We start from the raw sequence: 19458 nt of genomic DNA, 5'->3' as shown, positions 1-19458 counted from the left end.
GACCCGCGTTGCCCTGTATGCTCGCTATTCCTCTGACAATCAGCGCGATGCGTCGAGAAGGCTGAGCGCGAGAAGTGGGCGATCGTCAGCACTTACAAGGATGCAGGAATTTCCGGCGCTAGCATGATTTTGCGGCCGGGCATCCAGACGCTCTTGCAGGATGCTCAGCGCCAACAATTCGACGTCGTGTTGGCGGAAGCGCTAGATCGCATCAGTCGCGATCAGGCGGATGTCGCCACGCTGTTCAAGCATCTCCGCTTTGCAGGTGTGCCGATCATCACGCTGGCCGAGGGCGAAATCAGCGAGCTGCACGTTGGGCTCAAGGGCACTATGAACGCCCTATTCCTGAAGGACCTTGCTGCGAAGACCCATCGCGGCCTGCGTGGTCGCATCGAGGACGGCAAGTCCGGCGGTGGCCTCTGCTACGGCTACCGTGTCGTCAAAAAGCTAGATGAGCGCGGCGATCTAATCCGCGGCGATCGCGGGATCGACGAAGCGCATGCAATTGTTGCTCGTCGCATTTTTAGGGAGTTTGCATCTGGCATCAGCCCGCGCGCGATCGCGAGAACGCTAAATGCTGAAGGTATCGTCGGTCCCGATGGGAATTTATGGAATGACTCGACGATCCGCGGACACGTAAAGCGCGGCACCGGCCTCATCAACAACGAGCTGTATGTCGGCCGGCTGGTCTGGAACCGGCAGCGTTACGTCAAAGACCCGAGCACTGGACGGCGGGTGTCGCGCATGAACGCGGAATCGGAGTGGATCGTCGCCGAGGTTCCGGAACTGAGGATTATCGACGATGACCTCTGGCAGGCGGTAAAAGCGCGTCAGGGCGAAATTGCGGACAAGTATGTCAACGTCACCGAGGCTATGCGAGAGGCGCAATCGAACCGACTGAACGGCTTGCGCCGACCGAAGGCGCTGTTTTCCGGGTTGATCCATTGCGGCGTTTGCGGTGGTCCCTGCTCGCTACGCGGTCAGGACCGTTATGCCTGTTCGGCCCGTGTTACCAATGGCTCCTGCGCGAACACCCGCACGATCACACGGAGTGACCTTGAGCAGCGTGTGCTTGCCGGGCTCAAGGATCGCATGATGGCGCCGGAGATGGCCGCCGAGGCGATGCGCGCTTACGCCGAGGAAATGAACCGACTCAACCGCGAACGCCGCGCCAGCGGCGAAGGCCACCGCTCGGAGTTGGCGAAGATCCAACGCACCACCCTACACGGCGAATTGGGCACGATCCTCGGATGGATCGAAGCACAAGCCGTTGGAAAGACTCGGAAACGCGAAACTCCCGCAGCTTTCGCTGCGGGAGTTTCGGTATCGGTGGTTGCGGGGAGGCGCAACAGACGCCCTCACAGACTTTCGCCGATTGTGATTTCTCTACGCTTATAGGGATTTGCGATTGCGCACCCTGTTGCACCTTACCGCGAATAGCGGATGTTGAGTCAACCCGATTAGAAAAATCCAGCATGGAAGTGACTGGAAAGTTTCAAATCTGTTGCGCAACCGCAGTCTTATCGATCACCGACCATACCTTGCGAATTCTCCCGTCGCGAAATTCATAAAAGACGTTCTCAGCGAATCTGACACGCTTGCCGTTGACTGGAAGATCAAACAGCATACCGTGCGGCGTGCAGTCGAAATACAGACGGCTAGCAATGCGTGGCGGATCGCAGATCAGAAGTTCGATTGTGAAATGCAGATCGGGAATGGCCCGAAAATCCTCCTCGAGCATTTTGCGATAGCCACTAAGCCCCAAGGCGGCTCCGTTGTATTCGACGTCGTCATCGACCAGTGCGTCCAGCTTTCGCCAGTCTTGCTGGTTGAGGCAATCGATATAGTCGCGGTATCTGTCGCACAATTCGTCGTAATTCATATGATTCCCAGTCTCGCTCTCGTCAAAGACTTCCCTGGAGAAGGGAATGCCTGAATATCGGTAGCCGCTCTGGCGTTTAAGGGCGACCGTGCCTTCGCCCGCGATCAGCAATCAATAGAATCACAGGCCCCGCAGGAAGCGGTTCATTTCCAAATTCACGGCGTCTGGCGACTCCACTGAAATCATATGGGATGATTGCGGGATAACGACCATTCTGGAATTGCGGATGCCATCGACCAAGACGGACGCGGCAGTTGGTGGAGTGCTGGGATCATTTTCCCCAACCAGAACAAGCGTCGGGCATCCGATCTCTCCTAGCCGGTCGTGAACATCAAAATCAGCGATTTTGTCCCAGATTGCGGCATGAACCATCGGGTCATCAGCAAGCAAAGTCTTCGTGACGCGATCAATAACGTCTGGTCGGGATAGCTTGGTATTCGGGGTAAACCAGCGATCCAGACTGGCCGCCAGCACGGCTTCCATGCCGCCTTCGCGAATACTTTTGGCGCGAGCCCGAAAACCCCGTCTGACCTCGGACGGAAAGGCACAAGCTGTTCCGAGCAAGGTCAGAGAATGAAGGAGTTCCGGCCTGGCAATCGCGACAGACTGCGCGATCATGCCGCCAAAAGAAATGCCGACCAAGTGCACGGGCTGAGCGGAAACAGCCTTTATCAACTCCGAAGTCATAGTCACGGCATTGTCGAAGCTCCACCACTCGGCGTCTCCGCGTGAGCGACCATGGCCAGGCAAATCGAACGCGACCACGTGGAAGTTCGACCGCAACGCGTCAATCTGTCGTTCCCAATACGTAAGATCCAACCCGACGGCATGTATGAGAACTACTGTGGCCTTCTCACTCGGACCCGTATGCACCCAGTTCAGAAATGTTGGCTCCGACGACATCACGACTGCACCTCACTCGGCTAAGTTGGCGAAACGACGGTCTTCTGGCCTTTGCGGCCGCGGTGCATGAAACCAAAGCCGGCGGAGTATTTGAGGCCGTAGCCGAAGGCACGGTCGAAGCCGATATGGGCGCACCAGATCATTCCCACGGCGAGAAGCATCGGCCCCGGAAATAAGGAGGCCTGCGCCGATACCGCAGATAGCTCCGATGTATGAGTGCACCGAATTGCAGGCGACGGATCCGACCTTCGGCCCTGCGAGGAGGCCAGAAAACGAGAGATCGGGTGCCAGAAACAAAAGCGCGAATGTTCCCCAGCCGAGACCAAATTTCGTAAGTCACGCAACCCGCAATGAGTACGACCAGACCTTCAAGACGAAGCAAGATGCGTACGACACCTGTCGGTTCACCAGACATCGGGATCTCCTTGATTGTTTGAGTTTTTCTAATCCGGGGTGGTGGCCACGACTGCGTTCAGCCCGGCGTCGAAGAAGCGGATCATCCATCTGACGCTCTCATCCGGGTCGTTGCTCCACTGGAAACCGTTGGCGGCCTGAAGCATCGCGTAGCCGTGGATCGTGCAACGGAGCACGCGGATCGCGTGATCGAGATCGCCTGGTTGGATGCCGTAACCCGACAATACGGCCCGCATTGAGCCAATTACGCGCGAGGCCGCGATGAACAACGGATCGTCCTTTCCACGAAAATCCGCTCCCGTGGTCGCCTCGTAGCGCCCCGGGTGTTTGGCGATGTACGCCCTGATCGTCATGAAAAAGGCGCCTATCGCGTTCGCGCCTGATTTGCCTTGAAGCGCGTCCCGTAGCACCTCGCCCAGTTCGGTCATCGCCAGCGTCGCAATGCGGCGTCGCAAGTCATCGATGCCATTTACGTGCTTGTAGAGCGCAGGCGCTTTGACGCCCAGTCGCCCGGCGACGGCGACGAGGCTCACTGAGGCGATTCCAGCTTCGTCGGCGAGATCAGCAGCCGAGGCGACCACCCCCGAACTGGTCAAGCCAGCCCTAGGCATTGGTCAACTGCGCAAGGAATGGCAGAACTGCGTCTGCAACCTGTTGCGGGTACTGCGCGTGAGGATAGTGGCCCGCACCCTCGATCATCACGTATCGTGCTCGACTGGCCAGCAACAGGCCAACAATCGCCGCGGCCTCGGCCTCGGGATTCGGCCAGTCCGGATCATCGCTGCCCATCACCACAAGCGCCGGACAGCGGACATTGGGCAATTGCGCGCCTGCCTCCGCCAACTTCCCGCCCGCCATGCTTTGGACTGGCTTCACCCGGCCCGGCTCTCGCAGATTCATCTCCAGCGCGGACAGCCAGGCATTCCAGTCGGACGGCTTGCTCCCGGGATAGGCAACGTCGAGATACTTCAACCAAGTTTTGACGCTTCCGCTAATGAGGAATCGGATCAGCAGAAGTGCACCGCGACGGTGATGTGCGTTTTTTAGAAGTCCGGGCAGGCTGAAGCTTGGAGGGCGGGTGAAAGGGCAGATCTCCACGATCGCATTCACCAGATCAGGATTTTTCGCCGCCGCGATCGTCGCGACGCCACCTGAAAACGACTGGCCGACGATAGTCGCCGGGCCACCGTCTAGCTTGCGGATAACCTCAATCAGATCGCTTGCAGAGTCTGCGTGGGTGTAAGAGGCCCAGCCTATACTGGATTTCCCATGCCCACGAAGATCAACGCTCGCGACGCGATAGCCGGCGTGCGCGATTAGCGGCGCGAGAAAGCGGTAGGCGCTACGGTTATCACCCATGCCGTGAGACAGGACCACGAGCGGTCCTTGCCCGATCACGTCGAAGGCAATGCGCCCGCTGCCAATGTCCACGAACTCACTTTTACTCTTCTGATCGGCCACGCGCTCTCTTACCCCTTTGTTAATATCAGTAACCTTAAAGTTATTATAGATAACCTCCGAGCGTCAAGGGGCAACAGAGCGATTATCTGTCAAGTGGACGTGGGTTTTTTCCTAACTGATTAGAAGGGACGGAATCGGGGCGAGGAAGGAGCTCTTGTGCTGCTCCATTCGTCGTCGCGGTTGGTTGCGGGTTTGGCGGAACTGGAATGCAAAAGCCCTTGAAATCTTCATGATTTCAAGGGCTTTTGTTTCCTTGGTTGCGGGGATAGGATTTGAACCTATGACCTTCAGGTTATGAGCCTGACGAGCTACCGGGCTGCTCCACCCCGCGATAAACCTGTGCTTCGCCCTTCCTTGAACCTGATCTGGAGAAGACCGATAGCAGCGGCCTTGAGATCAAGGCGCCGATCGAACTTATCCGGGGTTCCAGAGAAGGCCGCCGGGGCATGTGCCCTCGGTGCGAGCGGTATGTACCAATCGATATCCGCTTTGGAAAGGGGCATGGACGATCTTTTTCATGTTTTTGTCACTGCGGCGGAACGGTCCACAACCAATTGATATTATTTACTTTATTTCGCCCTTGCGGCCGGAATAAAAACATGAAGCATGGCGCGCGACGCAACGCCACCGCTTGTCTGAAGCGGCGAGGACGGCGGGTCGCCATAACAACATGCGGGAGTACCAGCAGTGGATTTAGGAATTTCAGGTCGTAACGCGCTCGTTTGCGCAGCCAGCAAGGGTCTGGGACGGGCATGCGCCATTGCGCTGGCCGCCGAGGGGGTGAATGTCACATTGACCGCCCGTGGCGAGGAGGCCCTGGCCAGGACCGCGGACGAGATCCGCAAGGCCAACCCGAAGATCGACGTGAAGATCGTGGCCGGCGACATCATCACACAGGCGGGGCGCGAGGCAGCACTTGCGGCCTGTCCGAACCCGGACATCCTGATCAACAATGCCGGCGGCCCACCGCCCGGCGATTTCCGCAACTGGACCCGGGACGACTGGATCAAGGCGATCGACGCCAACATGCTGACCCCGATCGAGCTGATCAAGGCGACCGTCGACGGCATGATCGCACGCAAGTTCGGCCGCATCGTCAACATCACTTCGGCCGCGGTGAAGGCGCCGATCGACGTGCTCGGCCTGTCCAACGGCGCCCGCGCCGGCCTCACCGGCTTTGTCGCCGGCCTGTCGCGCAAAACGGTGCGGGACAATGTCACCATCAATGCGCTGCTGCCGGGGCCGTTCGACACCGACCGCATCCGCACCGTCAGCGCCAACCAGGCCAAGGCAGCCGGCACCACGGCAGAAGAAATCCTGAAGAAGCGTGCGGCGGAAAACCCGGCCGGCCGCATCGGGGATCCCGAGGAATTCGGCCTCGCCTGCGCCTTCCTGTGCGGTGCCAAGTCCGGCTTCATCACCGGCCAGAACATTCTGCTCGACGGCGGCGCCTTCCCGGGCACGCTGTAAATAAGACCCACATTCATATGCGGAGCGGGCCAAGCGCCCGCTCCTTTTTGTTTGCCTGAGTTCAGCTCGTTGTTGGCTCAGCCCCGATAACGCCCGATCGCCAACCGCATTTCTGCGGCCCGCATCGGAGCCTTGTCGTCGGCCCCGCCGATGTTCCATGCTGCATCCAATTGTGAGGGAGTGCCGGGATGCAATGGACTGTAGGCAGGGTCAAAATTACCAAAATCGTGGAGGTGGAATCGATCGGCGGAACCCGGTTCATCCTGCCGCAGGCCTCGACCGAAGAAATCCTGAAGATGCCGTGGCTGGTGCCGGATTTCGCCAACGAGCAGGGGCGCCTGAAGATGACGATCCATTCCCTGATCGTGGAAACACCGGAACACCGGATCATGGTCGACACCGGGCTCGGCAACGACAAACAGGGCCGCAGCGTTCCGGCCTGGAACGGGCTGAACACGCCGTACCTCACGCAGATCGCCGAGGCCGGCTATCCGGCCGACTCCATCGACCTCGTGCTGTGCACTCACCTGCATGTCGACCACGTCGGCTGGAACACCCGTCTGGTTGCCGGCCGCTGGGTGCCGACCTTCGACAATGCGCGCTATCTGTTCGGCCGGACCGAATACGACCATTGGGCCGCGCACCAGGACGATCCGGCGCATCCACCAGTGTCATTTCGTGATTCCGTCCAGCCCATCGTGGATACCGGCCGCGCGGACCTGATCGGCAGCGATTACCGTGTCTGCGATGAGCTGACGTTGATTCCCACCCCCGGCCATAGCCCAGGCCATCTCAGCATCCTGGTGCACTCGCAGGGCGAGGAGATGCTGCTGGCCGGCGATGCCGCTCACCATCCGGTGCAGATGATGCATCTCGATTGGTCCTCCACCGCCGACCACGATCCGGCGGAAGCCGCCCGCACCCGGCGCGCGCTGTTCGAACGATTTGCCGATACTCCGACGCGGGTGATCGGCGGACACTTCAGCGCCGGACGCGTCGTGCGCGATGGAGATGCCTTCCGAATGAAAGTGTAGGGACGATCCCACATTCTGAGACGTTACCGGCGCTGTTGAATTTTCACGCCGCCTGTTCCAAACAATCCGCAGCAAAATGCCAACGGGAGAACAAAAATGAAACTTGTACGCTTTGGCGCCGCCGGCCAGGAGAAGCCGGGACTGCTGGACAGCGCCGGCAAGATCCGCGACCTCTCGGCCCATGTGAAAGACCTCACCGGTGAGACCGTCTCGCCCGAAGGCCTGGCCAAACTCGCAGCCCTCGACCCGGCCAAGCTGCCGCTGGTGGATGGCTCCCCGCGCTTCGGCGCGCCGATCAGCGGCATCTCGAAATTCGTCGCCATCGGACTCAATTATGCCGACCATGCCGCGGAATCCGGCATGCCGATTCCGCCCGAGCCGATTTTCTTCCTGAAGGCCAACACCAGCCTGTGCGGCCCCACCGACGCGACCGAAAAGCCGCGCGGCTCGAGCAAACTCGACTGGGAAGTCGAACTCGCCGCTGTGATCGGCACCCGGGCCAAATACGTCAGCGAGGCCGACGCGCTGAAGCATGTCGCCGGCTATGCGGTCTGCAACGACGTCTCCGAGCGCAACTTCCAGCTCGAGCGCGGCGGCACCTGGACCAAGGGCAAATCCCACGACAGCTTCGGCCCGCTCGGCCCCTGGCTGGTCACCAGGGATGAGATCGCCGATGTGCAGAAGCTCGGCATGTGGCTCGACGTCAATGGCGAGCGACGGCAGACCGGCAATACCTCGACCATGATCTTCACCATGGCGAAGTGCATTTCCTATGTCTCACAGTTCATGACGCTGCTGCCCGGCGATGTCATCACCACCGGCACCCCGCCCGGCGTGGGCGCCGGCATGAAGCCGCCGAAGTTCCTCAATGTCGGTGACGTCGTCACCCTCGGCATCGATGGACTTGGCGCCCAGCGCCAGCAGATCGTCGAAGCCTGACCACGCCCACGTCCGATCGCAGGAGCTTGCGCATGAAACTGACGTTTTCTCCGGCCTCACCGTTCGCGCGCAAGGTCAAGATCGCGGCGATCGAACTCGGCCTGATCGACCAGATCGAGTTCGTTCCGGCATCGGTCACACCGACCAAGAAGAACGAGGAATATGCGACGGCGGTCAGCCCGGTGCGCAAGCTGCCGGCGCTGATCCTCGACGACAGCACGGTGCTGGTCGATTCGCTGACCATCGTGGAATATCTCGATGAGCTCGCCGGCGGCGGCAAACTGATGCCCGCCTCCGGCCTCGCGCGCTGGCAGCGGCGCTCCGAGCATTCCATGCTGCAGGGCATGCTCGATGCGATGCTGCTGTGCCGCTATGAAAACCTGCTGCGGCCGGAGAATCTGCGCTGGCAGGCCTGGTACGACGACCAGTGGGACCGAGCCTGGACCGGCTTCACAATGTTCGAACAGCGCCCGGAGACGCTGTCGCGCCCGCTGGACGTGACCCAGATCGCGCTGACCTGCGCGCTCGGTTATGCCGACTTCCGCTTTCCCGACTGCGGCTGGCGCGATCATTTTCCGAAGCTCAAGACATTCTACGAAACCATGATGATGCGTCCCTCGGTCAGGGACACGGTGCCGCCGGCCGCCTGAAGCAGCTGTCTGAATTTTTGGGAGATCGCCTCGTGCGATGGATGATCGGTGTTCTCGTTGCAGTTGGCCTCGCGAGCGCCGCACAGGCGCAAACGCCTGCTCCCTCGCGGCTCGACGAGATCATCAGCCGCGGCACGCTGCGGGTTGCGATGACCGGCGACTACCGTCCCTTCACCTATCTCGACAAGACGACCTCGACATTCGAGGGATTCGACGTCGACATGGCGGAAGCGCTGGGCCAGGCGCTCGGCGTCAAGGTCGAATTCGTGCCGACCAGCTGGCCGACCATGATGAAGGATTTCGAGACCAACACCTTCGATATGGTGGCAGGCGGGGTTTCGATCACGCTGGATCGGCAAAAGAAAGGATTGTTCTCGACCGCGATCATGCGCGAGGGCAAGACCCCGATCGCGCGCTGCACGGACACCACAAAGTTCGATACGCTTGCCGACATCGACAAGCCCGGCACCCGTGTCATCGTCAACCCCGGCGGCACCAACGAGCGCTTCGCCCGCGCCAACGTCAAGAACGCCGAGATCAAGGTTCATCCGGACAACGTCACGATCTTTGACGAAATCGCCAAGGGTAATGCCGACCTGATGATGACGGATTCGTCGGAAACCCGCTATCAGCAGAAACTGCACCCCGGCGTGCTCTGCGCGGTGCATCCGGACAAGCCGTTCGACTTCGCCGAAAAGGCTTACTGGATGCAGCGCGACATCGCGCTGAAGGCGCTCGTCGACCAGTGGCTGCATATCAGCATTGAAAACGGCAGCTACAAGAAGATCTACGACAAGTGGTTCAACTGACGCGCGCCGCGCTTCTCACCCGGAGAAGCGCAAGCCACGCCGCGGTTCAGGCAACCTTCTCCAGCGCACCCCGCATGGCGGCTGCGCCGAGCTCCATCTGCCCGTCGATGTAACCGGCGAACTCATTGGGCAGAAAATCCACCACCCAGACGAATCGGCCGCTGCCGTCAGGCTCCGACAGCACCTGAGCCGAGGCGTTGTAGTGGGTCAGCCGACCGCCGACGATGGCGTAAACCAGCCGCCGCGATGTGGCATCGCTGTCGACCAGCAGTTCGCGCGCGGTTGAGCCGTTGCTGAACGTGATGTTGCGCGCACCTTCTCCGTCGAGACGACATTCGGTCACGAAGCCCGGCGCGAGTTTGTCGACCGCACCGAAATCGGCGAGCACGGCCCAGACCTTGTCGGCCGGCGCCGCCACAAGAAATTCCTTGCGAAGTGATGCCATGAAACTGCTCCGTTACTTGAGGCAGACCGCTTCGACATTATTGCCGTCCGGATCGATCAGGAAGGCGGCGTAATAGGTCGGGCTGTAATCGGCGCGCAGGCCCGGCGCGCCATTGTCCTTGCCGCCAGCCTTGACGCCATCCGCATGGAAACGATCGACCGCCTTGCGGTTGGTGGCCTGAAACGCGACATGCGCACCCGCGCTCGGCGATGCCTTCGCCGCATGCAGCCACAGCGCCGGCGCATCCTTCGGGCCAAAACCGGCCCCCGATGCATCGCGCGAGCACAAGACATGCCCCAGCCCCGTCAACGCCGCTTCATAGAAGCGCACGCTGGCGCCGAGGTCTTTCACTTTGAGGCCGATATGGTCGTACATGACGATCTCCTGGTGTGCGAGGAGATCACTCTAGGCGCGGCATTTCGTGGCCGGCTTGGACAATCTTGCGGCCGCCGTCGCACGGGAAACAACGGCGCCGAAGGGCATCCGCGATAAGTCGAATGCCCTTGTCGTCGAAGCGGTCAGCTCACGCGCCCTGCTCGCTCATGTCCATCCACATGATCTCCCAGACATAGCCGTCGAGGTCCTCGACACTGCGGCCGAACATGAAACCATGATCCTGCGCCGGGTTGGGGTCGGCCCGGCCACCGGCGGCGGTGGCCTGCGTCACTGTCGCGTTGACGGCGTCGCGGCTCTCGGCGCTGAGCGCGATCAGCGCCTGGCTTTCGCGCCGGGCATCGCCGATCGGACGCTGGGTGAACTGGCGATAATGGTCGTGAGTCAGCAGCATCACGACGATCGTGTCGGAGAACATGATGGACGATGCCTGGTCGCTGGAGAACTGCGGGTTCAGCGTGCCGCCCAGCGCCAAGTAGAATGCCGTCGAGGCCGCCAGATCCCGCACGGGGAGATTCACGAAAATCATCTTGGTCATCACTTCCTCCTTCAATAACGTTTCGAGTCAGGGTAATGTAGTTTTATGTTATGTTACCGTACGCAATGTATCTTAATACAAAGATACATTGCGTCAAGAGGAATCTGCCATGGACCGCGCCGATACGGCTGTCGAACAATGGGCCCACGAACGCCCGGATCTTCCCAGCCTGCCGATGGCGATCTTCGGGCGCCTGTCCGACGCAGCCGAGCGGGTGATGCGCGACCACATGAACCCGCTGTTCACAGCAGTCGGACTGCAGCCCGGCGAGTTCGACGTGCTGGCGACACTGAGGCGCTCTGGAGAGCCCTATATGCTCTCTCCGACACGGCTGTATGAAGCCGCCATGATTTCCTCGGGCGGCATGACCAACCGGCTGGACCGCCTGGAGCGGGCCGAGCTGGTGGAGCGGCGCCCCGATCCCAATGACCGCCGCGGCAAGCTGATCGCGCTGACCGAGGCCGGCAAGCGGGTCATCGATGAGACCATCGACCGCCATGTCGCAAACGAGGAACGCTTGCTGTCGGTGTTGACCCCGGCCGAACAGGACAAGCTGAACGCCCTGCTCAAAAAGCTGATTGCCGCACTTTAAGGCGCTGATATCTGCACCCGCTGTTACTGGATCAGGACGGCCTTCAGCCGCTCCTGCACCATGGAGCGATCTCCCTTGGCCATGCGGCGGAATCCGCTGGGAGACACGCCGGCAGCGCGATGGAAGGTGCGCACGAAATTCGACAGATCGCCGAACCCGACATCGAACGCCACATCGGTAATGGCGCGCGCATCATCGGCAAGCAACCGCGCGGCATGACGCAACCGCGACCGCACCAGATACTGATGCGGGCTGACACCGAGCGCTTTGGTGAACAGGCGCAGGAAATGAAACGAGCTCAGCTCCGCCCGCTTCGCAGCCATCGCGAGATCGATCGCGCGGTGCGAATAAGCGTCGATCCACAGCGCGGTTTCCACCACGCGGCGCCGGTCGGCGCTGCGCACCATGCCGCTCCTGCGCTTGGTTCCGGACACCGCGTCGGCGAAACGCGACGCCAGCAGCAGCCCGACTTCGTCGAGACCGAGATCGCTGCGATTCTTCGCTACCGCCTGGGCCAGTTCACCGACCACCATCAGGTCCTCCAGCGGTGGCACGGCAGTGGCGTGCCAGATGCTGTCATCGCCGGAGATCGTGTCCGCGAGGTCAGGCGCGAACTGAAAGCTCAGGCATTCGTCGCCGCACGCATGGTGCTCATGACTGCAGATATATTCGCCGCCGGGGCGACCAACCATTAACGATCCGGCCACCAGATCATGGGAGCGGCCGAGCGCCTCGCAGGCGAAGCTGCCCTTGCGCACATAGGAAATCGAAAAGCCGCCGTGCACCTCGGTAAACGGCTTGTCGTGCGGCCCGAGGTCGCAATAATAGTCGAACACGGACACCGGTCCGTCTTGAAGCACAACCCCGGACATCAGTGCGGACCCGATCTAGCGCGTGGCTCGTTGGCCGGGAAGTCGAACAGCGACGGCGTGGGATTCACGTAAGCACCTTCGATCGCCAGCATTTTCAGCTTGGTGACGGTGCCGCCATTGGCGGAGAAACCGCCCGGCTTGCCGCCAGCCGCCAAAACGCGATGGCAAGGCACGATAATCGGATAGGGATTCTGACCAAGCGCCTGGCCGACATCGCGCGACAACTCGACGCCACCGAGTCGTTTGGCGATATCGCCATAACTCAGCGTCTTGCCGACAACGATGCCGCGCGCGATCTCGTAAACCTTTAGATTGAAGTCCGGCACGCCAGCGGTATCAAGGACGACGTCGGTGAAATCGCGCGGCTGGCCGTTCATCAGAGCGACCATGCCGAGGATGGCATCGCGAATGTGCGGTGGCGGCGGCGTCTCCTCGGCGCCTTCACAGCGATGCAGCAAACGCGTGCGTGTCTGCGCTTCCTTCGGAAGCGGCAACTGCACGCCCACGACGCCGTGCTCGCCCCATGCAATGCCGCATCGGCCGATGGCAGTGTCGAACAGCGTATATCCTAAACCCTGGGTCATGACCGTCCCTGAGACTACCATGGAGTGCTGCAACGCACACTTGGAGAATCTTGCTCTCGGATCCCGTTTATTCTGGAACTCCTGCAGCCGTCCCGCCACCCGAAAAGCGACACCCCGTCGATGCATGCACAGCCAACCGGTGCAGGTTCCCGGGACCGCAAAGCAGCGCCCGCGGCCCTGCTCGCTCTCTGGAAAATGGCGACCCAGCTGTTAGCCTGCAAGCCTCTGGCGCAGATGGGACACAGATCATGATGAACTCTCGAAATCTTCTTCCGGCCTTTGCAGCGGCCGTCGGCCTTCTCTGCTCGGCGCAAGCGCTCGCGGCTCCCGATGCCAAACTCAAGGCGGCCGCCGAACAGGCAAAGCCGGCGCTGATCGAAACCCTGCGCGACATGGTTTTGATCGAGTCAGGCAGTTCCGACGTGGCGGGGCTCGCCAAAATGGCCGATCTGACCGAGGGCCGGCTGAAGGCGCTAGGCTTCAGGACCGAGCGGCGCAAGGTGACCAAAGGCGCCGGGGCCGACATTGTGATCGGCACGCTGGAAGGCAACGGCACCAAAAAGCTGATGCTGATCGGCCATATGGATACGGTCTATCAGCCGGGGATCCTGGCGGCGCAGCCTTATCGCGTGGACGGCAACAAGATCTTCGGCCCCGGCATCGCCGACGACAAAGGTGGACTCGCCGTGATCCTGCATGCGCTGAAGATCCTGAGCGAAAACGGCTGGCGCGATTACGCCAAACTCACTGTCATGTTCAATCCGGATGAAGAAGTTGGCTCGATCGGCTCCGGCGAACTGATCTCGGAGATCGCCGACCAGCACGACGTGGTGCTGTCCTGCGAACCCACGCTGGCTGGCGCCGCCAACAAGAACGAGTCCGTGCTGCTCGGGGCCAGCGGCACCACATCGGTGGTGATGGAGGTCAAAGGTCGCGCCGCGCATGCGGGCGTCAATCCGGATCTCGGTCGCAATGCACTGATCGAGCTGTCGCACCAATTGCTGCAAACCCGCGACGTGGCGAAAAGCATTCCCGGTGTGCAGCTGAACTGGACGGTCGCGCAGGCCGGCACCGTGCGCAACCAGATTCCCGACAAGGCTGTGGCCACCGGTGATGTGCGCCTGACGGTGAACGACGGCGTCGCAAAGCTGCGCACGGCGCTGCAGGACAAGGTGAATTCCGGCAAGCTGGTGCCGGACACCGAGACCACCATCAAGATGGAGAACGGCCGGCCGGCCTTCGTCGGCGGCGAGGCCAGCCGGACGCTCGCCAAGCGCGCACAGGCGATTTATGCGGAGATCGATCGTCCCCTCGATATCGCCGAGACCACCGGCGGCGGCACAGACGCCGGCTTCGCCGGCCGCAGCGGCAAGGCCGTGGTGCTGGAAAGCCTCGGCCTCGCCGGTTTCGGTTATCACGCCCACGACGAATACATCGTCACGGAGTCGATCGTGCCGCGGCTCTATCTGATGACCCGCCTGCTCACCGAACTGGGCCAGAAATAGTTGCGGCGGCGGTCAGCCCTGCGAAGACGATAGCCACTGCACGCAATCCCCATCCCAGGGGCCGGGCCAAACTCGGCCCCTGTCGAAAAACCAAGAAAATCAGTCAACTGGAAGGAAATCGTTGTCATGAAGGCCGCCGTCCTGCACGCCGTCAACACGCCACTGGCCATCGAAGACGTCAGCCTGCAGAAGCCGGGACCACGCGAGGTGCTGATCCGCACCCGTGTCGCCGGGCTCTGCCATTCCGACCTGCATTTCATGGAGGGGCTCTATCCGCATCCGCTGCCCGCTGTGCTGGGGCATGAATCCGCCGGCGTGGTCGAGCAAGTCGGCGCCGACGTCACCTATGTGAAGCCCGGCGACCATGTCGTGACGTGTCTCTCGGTGTTTTGCGGCACCTGCGACAATTGCGCGACCGGCCGCACCGTGCTGTGCACCAACACCGACGTGAAGATGCTGCCGGGGCAGTCGAAACGGCTGAGCTGGAAGGGCGGCGAACTGATGCACCAGTTCATCAATTTATCGTCGTTTGCCGAGCAGATGCTGGTGCATGAGAACGCCGTTGTGAAGATCCGCAAAGACATGCCGCTCGAACTCGCAGCCTTGATCGGCTGCGGCGTCATCACCGGTTATGGCGCTGTTGTGAACACGGCAAAAGTGACCGCCGGCGAGACCGTGGCGGTGATTGGCTGCGGCGGTGTCGGCATGGCCGCCATCAATGGCGCAGCGATCGCCGGCGCGGGACGCATCATCGCGATCGACACCAATCCGGCCAAGCTGCAGCTCGCCACCAAGCTCGGAGCTACCGACCTGGTCAATCCCAGGGACGGCGATCCCGTCGCCCAGGTGAAGGAATTGACCAGCGGCGGCGTTCAGCACGCCTTCGAGGTGCTGGGCACGAAGGAAACCGCGGAGCAGTCGTTCGCCATGCTTGCCGCCGGCGGCACCGCCACCATCGTCGGCATGGTGCCGTACGGCCAGAAGATCGAGCTGCACGGCTTCGACTTCCTGCGCGAACGCCGCATCCAGGGCTCATCGATGGGCTCCAACCATTTCCGCGTCGACATGCCCCGCCTGATCGAATTCTACATGCGGGGCAAGCTGCATCTCGAGGACTGGATCTCGGCGAAACTGAAGTTGTCCGAGATCAACGACGGCTTCGCCAACATGAAGGCCGGCAAGACGCTGCGCAGCATCGTGGTGTTCGATAGTTGAGAGCGACGCACTCTCATTCTAAGGCCTGTAGCCCGGATGAGCGCAGCGACATCCGGGTGAGATCATCCCGGATATCGCTGCGCTCATCCGGGCTACGATATTGATGATCCTACTTCCGCGTCTTCAACAGCGGCTGCGTCGCCCCGTCGAGGCCGGTCAGCACCACCGCGGTCAGCAACGCGTTCTGCGGACCGAGCCAGGCATCGACCGGTTTGTACCACTCGTTGCGCGAATGCCAGTTGCCGCCCTCGCCGCCACCGCCGATGGTCACGGCCGGAATGCCCAGCGACATCGCGAGATTGGAGTCCGTGCTGGAACCAGCGAAGGTGACGCGCGGGGCGCGGGTGAGCACGGTGATCGCACGTTGCGAAGCCTGCACGATCGGTGAGTCTTCCGCCACGATGCCCGCGGGCCGATCGCCGATCATCTTGATCTCGACACTGATCTTGTCGGTGTTCCAGCGCTTGTTCTCGTCCACCACCGCATCCTTCACCAGATCCAGCAGCCGCGCTTCGAGCTTGAGCAGCTCCTCGGTGGAGTTCGAGCGCATGTCCACCGCCATGCGGGCTTCCGCGGCGATGGCATTGACCGAGGTACCGCCGGAGACGGTGCCCACCGTGAAGGTGGTGCGCGGCTCGGATGGGGTCTGCAGTTCGGCGATCTTGGCGATGGCGCGCCCAAGCGCATGGTTCGCACTCGGCAGACCAAACTCCTGGAAGCTGTGACCGCCGGGGCCCTTGAAAATCATCTCGTAGCGGTGACTGCCAGTGGCCTGATTGACCACCCGGGTGATGCCGAGACCGTCGATCGAGATGAAGCCGTCGATATCCTTGTGATCGCGGAACAGCGCCTTGACCCCGCGCAGGTTGCCGAGCTCTTCCTCGCCAACGGTCGCAACGAACATGATGTCGCCGACGGTTGAGATCTGATTGGTGTTCAGCGCCTGGATCATCGACAGCAGCGCGGCAAGACCACGGGAATCGTCACCGATCCCGGGCGCCAGCACCAGCCCGTCCTTCTCCTTCACCGTGACGTCGGTGCCCTCGGGAAACACCGTGTCCTGATGCGCCGAGACCACGAGCCTGGGACGGCCGCCGCCCGTTCCCTTGCGCAGCGCGATCACATTGCCTTCGCTGTCGAACGCGGCGTCCTTGAGGCCAAGCTCCTGGAACCGCTTGAGGAGATATTCGCCCCGCACGCGTTCCTTGTAGGGGGGCGCGGGAATTTCGGTGATGCGCTTCTGTTCCTCGAGCGCACGGGCATCGTCGTCCTTGATATCCGTGAAGGCCTTGGCGATCTTAGCATTCGCCAGGATCGCGGTTGTCGCCGCCTCAGTCGGGGCTTGCGCGCGTGTTTCGTCCGACGACGCCACCGCAAGCAAGGCCAGCGACGCGGCGAAAACTGACAATTTGAACGAGATCATGGCGCCCTCCAACACGAGTTTCGGTTGGCAGATTAATGCATGTCCCGGAAAAAGGGAGACCGGCCGCAATAAAAAGCCTCCGCGCCGGAACAGGCGCGGAGGCTGGGTCATGAGAGGAGAATTCTGCGGAGCGATCAGTCTTCCTGCAGCGCAGCGCTCAGCTTGTCGTAATTCTTGGTCACCAGCGCAACGTTGTCGGGAAACTGCACGGTTGGCGTGCTCTTGAGCGCCTCGTTCATGTCTTCGAGCGCGGCTTTCTTGTCTTTCGCCGGCGTCTTGGTGTCGGCCTGCAGCGCGGCGATCTGCTTCTTCAGCGCCTCCGGGGGCTGCAGGAACTCCTTGGTCTTGGGATCGATGCCGGACAGGACGAGGCTGATGTTGTCGACCACGTCGCTGTATTCCAGGTAGCTCGCGAAACCGTACTTCTTGGCGACGCCGTCGAGCTGCGCCTGCACCTTCGGATTCGGCTTATCGGCCTGTGCCTCCGGAATCTTGTCGGTGATGGCGTCCATTTCCTTCTGCGACGCCAGCACACCTTCGATCTGCTTGTCGGTCAGCGCCATCTGCTTCAATTCCGGCGCCTGCTCCTGAGCAGCGGCCGGAGGTGCGGCGGCGGGAGCCGCGGCCGGCGCGGCCTGCTTCGGCGCATCCTTCTTGGCCTGGGCGAATGCAGTGCCGCCCGACGCGACGGCGGCAGCGAGCGCGAAACACGTGACCATCAAAGCGGCCCGCCTGGTGGGAATCAAAGTGCGCATCGTGGTGTCCTTTGCAGTTTTTGCAGTTGTCATGTCTTGAGCCGTTCAGTTCGTCGGCCATCGCACCGGAACGGTTCAAAAATCCAGACCCCGTCGGTATGGCCGCCCAGAGAGAAGCAAGCGGAACATGAACCGAGCCTGAGCGCAGCCCCCTGATAATCCTGACAATATCGTAATGTTTCTGCCAGACTGAGGTTCCGTTGCGCCCTCGCGGAGGCGCATGACGTCGTCGCCGTTCATGAGCGGGATTGCGCGCACGTATGGCCGGCGCTAAAATATCTCTGCAATTTCATATCTTGAGAAAGGAGGGCCGCGTGTTCGCATTTTTGAATCACCACCATCGGCGCGGCCCGAATCACGCCCTGCAGATGCGTTTGCAGGGCTGACCGGAGATTTCATCCTCGTCTCTTCTGGTTTGCCCGTCCCCATGGTCAGCGATCCCGCACCTTTGTGCGTGAGCAGCTCGCCGACTTGATACGAGCCACTGGGTCATCGCCGCCCTCGCGCAGGACGGCTCCCGGCAAACCAGAGACCAATGATGGCCTTGATCAGCCTGAGAAACGTCGGCGTCACACGGCGCACTCCGCTCTTTGTCAATCTCAATCTTGTGGTCGGTACCGGCGACCGCCTCGGCATTGTCGCCGCCAACGGCCGTGGAAAATCCACGCTGCTGCACTGCCTGACCGGCGAAATCGACCCGACCACGGGCAACATCACCCGCTCGCGCGGATTGCGCATCGGACACGTTGCGCAGGAGGTGCCGACGACGCTGCGCGAATTGCGCCTCGATGACATGGTTCGCCGCGCACTGCCGGCGGAGCAGGTCCAAACCGAGGGGTGGCGAGCCGATGTCGTGCTCGATGCACTCGAGGTGCCGCATGAATTGCGCGCCCGGCCGTTGTCCCGCCTGAGCGGCGGATGGCAGCGGCTGGCGTTGCTGGCTCATGCCTGGGCGAGCGAGCCGGACATGCTGCTGCTCGACGAGCCGACCAACCATCTCGACCTCGGCAAAATCACCCAGTTGGAGGATTGGCTCGCCACGCTGCCCGCGGATGTGCCGGTGGTGATCTGCAGCCACGACCGCGCCTTCCTCGACGCCACCACCAACCGGACGCTGTTCCTGCGGCCCGAGCATTCGCAGGTTTTTGCCTTGCCTTATAGCCCTGCGCGAACCGCCCTTGCTGAAACCGATGCGGCGGACGAACGGCGTTATCAGCGCGACGTCAAGACCGCCCAGCAGCTGCGGCGGCAGGCGGCCAAGCTCAACAACATCGCAATCAATTCCGGCAGCGACCTGTTGACGGTCAAGACCAAGCAGCTCAAGCAGCGCGCAAGCCGTCTGGAAGAAGCCGCGCGGCCGGCGCACCGTGACCGCTCAGCAGGTGCGATCAGGCTCGCCAACCGCGGCACCCACGCCAAGATCCTGATTACCCTCGACGACGTTGCGGTCAATACTCCGGACGGGACGCTGCTGTTCAAGACCGGAAAACAATGGATCTGCCGGGGCGACCGCATTGTCGTGCTCGGCCGCAACGGCTGCGGCAAGACACGCCTGGTCAATCTGATCCGCGGCG

22 protein-coding genes and 1 tRNA gene (1 of these 23 cut by a window edge) are annotated in these 19458 nt (G+C 61.6%); 10 read left to right on the top strand and 13 right to left on the bottom strand.

Annotated features, from left to right (window positions below):
* The first annotated feature begins 81 nt into the window (after positions 1-81).
* A complete protein-coding gene (locus tag RS897_RS16665; RefSeq protein WP_315838664.1) occupies positions 82-1398 on the top strand; it encodes a recombinase family protein in 1317 nt (438 codons plus the stop codon).
* Positions 1399-1495: 97 nt separating this feature from the next.
* Here RS897_RS16665 and RS897_RS16660 read toward each other — a convergent pair whose 3' ends face one another.
* From RS897_RS16660 to RS897_RS16635, 6 genes are all read right to left on the bottom strand, one after another.
* Positions 1496-1882, bottom strand: coding sequence for an ester cyclase (locus tag RS897_RS16660; RefSeq protein WP_315838663.1), 387 nt, complete (start codon positions 1880-1882; stop codon positions 1496-1498).
* 120 nt (positions 1883-2002) lie between these two features.
* Positions 2003-2785 carry an alpha/beta fold hydrolase gene (locus RS897_RS16655; RefSeq protein ID WP_315837612.1) on the bottom strand — a complete coding sequence of 261 codons (783 nt, stop codon included), beginning with the start codon at positions 2783-2785 and terminating at the stop codon, positions 2003-2005.
* A 20-nt stretch (positions 2786-2805) separates the two neighbouring features.
* Positions 2806-2946 (bottom strand): DUF4260 family protein, encoded by a 141-nt coding sequence (locus tag RS897_RS16650; protein ID WP_315837611.1) that lies wholly within the window; start codon positions 2944-2946, stop codon positions 2806-2808.
* 282 nt (positions 2947-3228) lie between these two features.
* A complete protein-coding gene (locus RS897_RS16645) occupies positions 3229-3732 on the bottom strand; it encodes a TetR-like C-terminal domain-containing protein (RefSeq protein WP_315837610.1) in 504 nt (167 codons plus the stop codon).
* A 70-nt stretch (positions 3733-3802) separates the two neighbouring features.
* Positions 3803-4660, bottom strand: coding sequence for an alpha/beta fold hydrolase (locus RS897_RS16640; protein ID WP_315837609.1), 858 nt, complete (start codon positions 4658-4660; stop codon positions 3803-3805).
* Between the two features lie 254 nt (positions 4661-4914).
* Positions 4915-4991, bottom strand: a tRNA-Met gene (locus RS897_RS16635).
* Between the two features lie 356 nt (positions 4992-5347).
* Here RS897_RS16635 and RS897_RS16630 point away from each other — a divergent pair.
* The 5 genes from RS897_RS16630 to RS897_RS16610 all read left to right on the top strand — a co-directional run bounded on the left by RS897_RS16630 (position 5348) and on the right by RS897_RS16610 (position 9562).
* Positions 5348-6130: an SDR family oxidoreductase gene (locus RS897_RS16630; protein WP_315837608.1), complete on the top strand. Its 783-nt coding sequence runs from the start codon at positions 5348-5350 to the stop codon at positions 6128-6130.
* 188 nt (positions 6131-6318) lie between these two features.
* Complete coding sequence (locus tag RS897_RS16625; RefSeq protein ID WP_315837607.1) at positions 6319-7164, top strand: MBL fold metallo-hydrolase; 846 nt, start codon at positions 6319-6321, stop codon at positions 7162-7164.
* 96 nt (positions 7165-7260) lie between these two features.
* Complete coding sequence (locus tag RS897_RS16620) at positions 7261-8103, top strand: fumarylacetoacetate hydrolase family protein (protein WP_315837606.1); 843 nt, start codon at positions 7261-7263, stop codon at positions 8101-8103.
* A gap of 32 nt (positions 8104-8135) precedes the next feature.
* Complete coding sequence (locus RS897_RS16615; protein WP_315837605.1) at positions 8136-8753, top strand: glutathione S-transferase family protein; 618 nt, start codon at positions 8136-8138, stop codon at positions 8751-8753.
* Positions 8754-8794: 41 nt separating this feature from the next.
* A complete protein-coding gene (locus RS897_RS16610; protein ID WP_315838662.1) occupies positions 8795-9562 on the top strand; it encodes a transporter substrate-binding domain-containing protein in 768 nt (255 codons plus the stop codon).
* A 46-nt stretch (positions 9563-9608) separates the two neighbouring features.
* Here the strand turns inward: RS897_RS16610 and RS897_RS16605 are convergent, their stop codons facing one another.
* From RS897_RS16605 to RS897_RS16595, 3 genes are all read right to left on the bottom strand, one after another.
* Positions 9609-10007, bottom strand: coding sequence for an SRPBCC family protein (locus RS897_RS16605; protein ID WP_315837604.1), 399 nt, complete (start codon positions 10005-10007; stop codon positions 9609-9611).
* Between the two features lie 12 nt (positions 10008-10019).
* On the bottom strand, positions 10020-10382 hold the full coding sequence (locus tag RS897_RS16600; protein ID WP_315837603.1) for a VOC family protein: 363 nt from the start codon (positions 10380-10382) through the stop codon (positions 10020-10022).
* Between the two features lie 148 nt (positions 10383-10530).
* Positions 10531-10938: a VOC family protein gene (locus RS897_RS16595; protein ID WP_315837602.1), complete on the bottom strand. Its 408-nt coding sequence runs from the start codon at positions 10936-10938 to the stop codon at positions 10531-10533.
* Positions 10939-11047: 109 nt separating this feature from the next.
* On the opposite strand from RS897_RS16595, the gene RS897_RS16590 reads away from it, so the two are divergent.
* Entirely contained in the window at positions 11048-11530 is a 483-nt protein-coding gene (locus RS897_RS16590; RefSeq protein ID WP_315837601.1) for a MarR family winged helix-turn-helix transcriptional regulator, read from the top strand.
* Between the two features lie 23 nt (positions 11531-11553).
* Here the strand turns inward: RS897_RS16590 and RS897_RS16585 are convergent, their stop codons facing one another.
* Complete coding sequence (locus RS897_RS16585; protein ID WP_315837600.1) at positions 11554-12402, bottom strand: helix-turn-helix transcriptional regulator; 849 nt, start codon at positions 12400-12402, stop codon at positions 11554-11556.
* Positions 12402-12986: a methylated-DNA--[protein]-cysteine S-methyltransferase gene (locus RS897_RS16580; protein WP_315837599.1), complete on the bottom strand. Its 585-nt coding sequence runs from the start codon at positions 12984-12986 to the stop codon at positions 12402-12404. The genes RS897_RS16585 and RS897_RS16580 overlap by 1 nt, the downstream gene beginning before the upstream one ends.
* A 251-nt stretch (positions 12987-13237) precedes the next feature.
* Here RS897_RS16580 and RS897_RS16575 point away from each other — a divergent pair, with 251 nt between their 5' ends.
* A complete protein-coding gene (locus RS897_RS16575; RefSeq protein ID WP_315838661.1) occupies positions 13238-14491 on the top strand; it encodes a M20/M25/M40 family metallo-hydrolase in 1254 nt (417 codons plus the stop codon).
* Positions 14492-14617: 126 nt separating this feature from the next.
* On the top strand, positions 14618-15706 hold the full coding sequence (locus RS897_RS16570; protein WP_315837598.1) for a Zn-dependent alcohol dehydrogenase: 1089 nt from the start codon (positions 14618-14620) through the stop codon (positions 15704-15706).
* Between the two features lie 109 nt (positions 15707-15815).
* On the opposite strand, the gene RS897_RS16565 is transcribed toward RS897_RS16570, so the two are convergent.
* Positions 15816-17129, bottom strand: coding sequence for a M20/M25/M40 family metallo-hydrolase (locus RS897_RS16565; protein ID WP_315837597.1), 1314 nt, complete (start codon positions 17127-17129; stop codon positions 15816-15818).
* Between the two features lie 134 nt (positions 17130-17263).
* Positions 17264-17884, bottom strand: coding sequence for a hypothetical protein (locus RS897_RS16560; protein WP_315837596.1), 621 nt, complete (start codon positions 17882-17884; stop codon positions 17264-17266).
* Positions 17885-18422: 538 nt separating this feature from the next.
* Between RS897_RS16560 and RS897_RS16555 the strand changes: the two genes are divergently transcribed.
* Positions 18423-19458 carry the 5' portion of an ABC-F family ATP-binding cassette domain-containing protein gene (locus RS897_RS16555; RefSeq protein WP_315837595.1) on the top strand. Its footprint extends 494 nt past the window's final position, so 1036 of the gene's 1530 nt are visible here — the first part of the coding sequence; it begins with the start codon at positions 18423-18425; the stop codon falls past the right edge of the window.

Source organism: Bradyrhizobium prioriisuperbiae (assembly GCF_032397745.1).
Taxonomy (GTDB): domain Bacteria; phylum Pseudomonadota; class Alphaproteobacteria; order Rhizobiales; family Xanthobacteraceae; genus Bradyrhizobium_A; species Bradyrhizobium_A prioriisuperbiae.
This window is presented reverse-complemented; position numbering and strand designations above follow the sequence as displayed.

Excerpts from the sequence above, each read along its gene's own strand:
- RS897_RS16620 (WP_315837606.1), top strand. The coding sequence starts at position 7,261 with ATGAAACTTGTACGCTTTGGCGCCGCCGGCCAGGAGAAGCCGGGACTG.
- RS897_RS16575 (WP_315838661.1), top strand. The coding sequence starts at position 13,238 with ATGAACTCTCGAAATCTTCTTCCGGCCTTTGCAGCGGCCGTCGGCCTT.
- RS897_RS16560 (WP_315837596.1), bottom strand. The coding sequence starts at position 17,884 with ATGCGCACTTTGATTCCCACCAGGCGGGCCGCTTTGATGGTCACGTGT.
- RS897_RS16610 (WP_315838662.1), top strand. The coding sequence starts at position 8,795 with ATGATCGGTGTTCTCGTTGCAGTTGGCCTCGCGAGCGCCGCACAGGCG.
- RS897_RS16660 (WP_315838663.1), bottom strand. The coding sequence starts at position 1,882 with ATGAATTACGACGAATTGTGCGACAGATACCGCGACTATATCGATTGC.
- RS897_RS16655 (WP_315837612.1), bottom strand. The coding sequence starts at position 2,785 with ATGTCGTCGGAGCCAACATTTCTGAACTGGGTGCATACGGGTCCGAGT.
- RS897_RS16585 (WP_315837600.1), bottom strand. The coding sequence starts at position 12,402 with ATGTCCGGGGTTGTGCTTCAAGACGGACCGGTGTCCGTGTTCGACTAT.
- RS897_RS16625 (WP_315837607.1), top strand. The coding sequence starts at position 6,319 with ATGCAATGGACTGTAGGCAGGGTCAAAATTACCAAAATCGTGGAGGTG.
- RS897_RS16590 (WP_315837601.1), top strand. The coding sequence starts at position 11,048 with ATGGACCGCGCCGATACGGCTGTCGAACAATGGGCCCACGAACGCCCG.
- RS897_RS16580 (WP_315837599.1), bottom strand. The coding sequence starts at position 12,986 with ATGACCCAGGGTTTAGGATATACGCTGTTCGACACTGCCATCGGCCGA.
- RS897_RS16565 (WP_315837597.1), bottom strand. The coding sequence starts at position 17,129 with ATGATCTCGTTCAAATTGTCAGTTTTCGCCGCGTCGCTGGCCTTGCTT.
- RS897_RS16570 (WP_315837598.1), top strand. The coding sequence starts at position 14,618 with ATGAAGGCCGCCGTCCTGCACGCCGTCAACACGCCACTGGCCATCGAA.
- RS897_RS16650 (WP_315837611.1), bottom strand. The coding sequence starts at position 2,946 with ATGCTTCTCGCCGTGGGAATGATCTGGTGCGCCCATATCGGCTTCGAC.
- RS897_RS16605 (WP_315837604.1), bottom strand. The coding sequence starts at position 10,007 with ATGGCATCACTTCGCAAGGAATTTCTTGTGGCGGCGCCGGCCGACAAG.
- RS897_RS16595 (WP_315837602.1), bottom strand. The coding sequence starts at position 10,938 with ATGACCAAGATGATTTTCGTGAATCTCCCCGTGCGGGATCTGGCGGCC.
- RS897_RS16615 (WP_315837605.1), top strand. The coding sequence starts at position 8,136 with ATGAAACTGACGTTTTCTCCGGCCTCACCGTTCGCGCGCAAGGTCAAG.
- RS897_RS16600 (WP_315837603.1), bottom strand. The coding sequence starts at position 10,382 with ATGTACGACCATATCGGCCTCAAAGTGAAAGACCTCGGCGCCAGCGTG.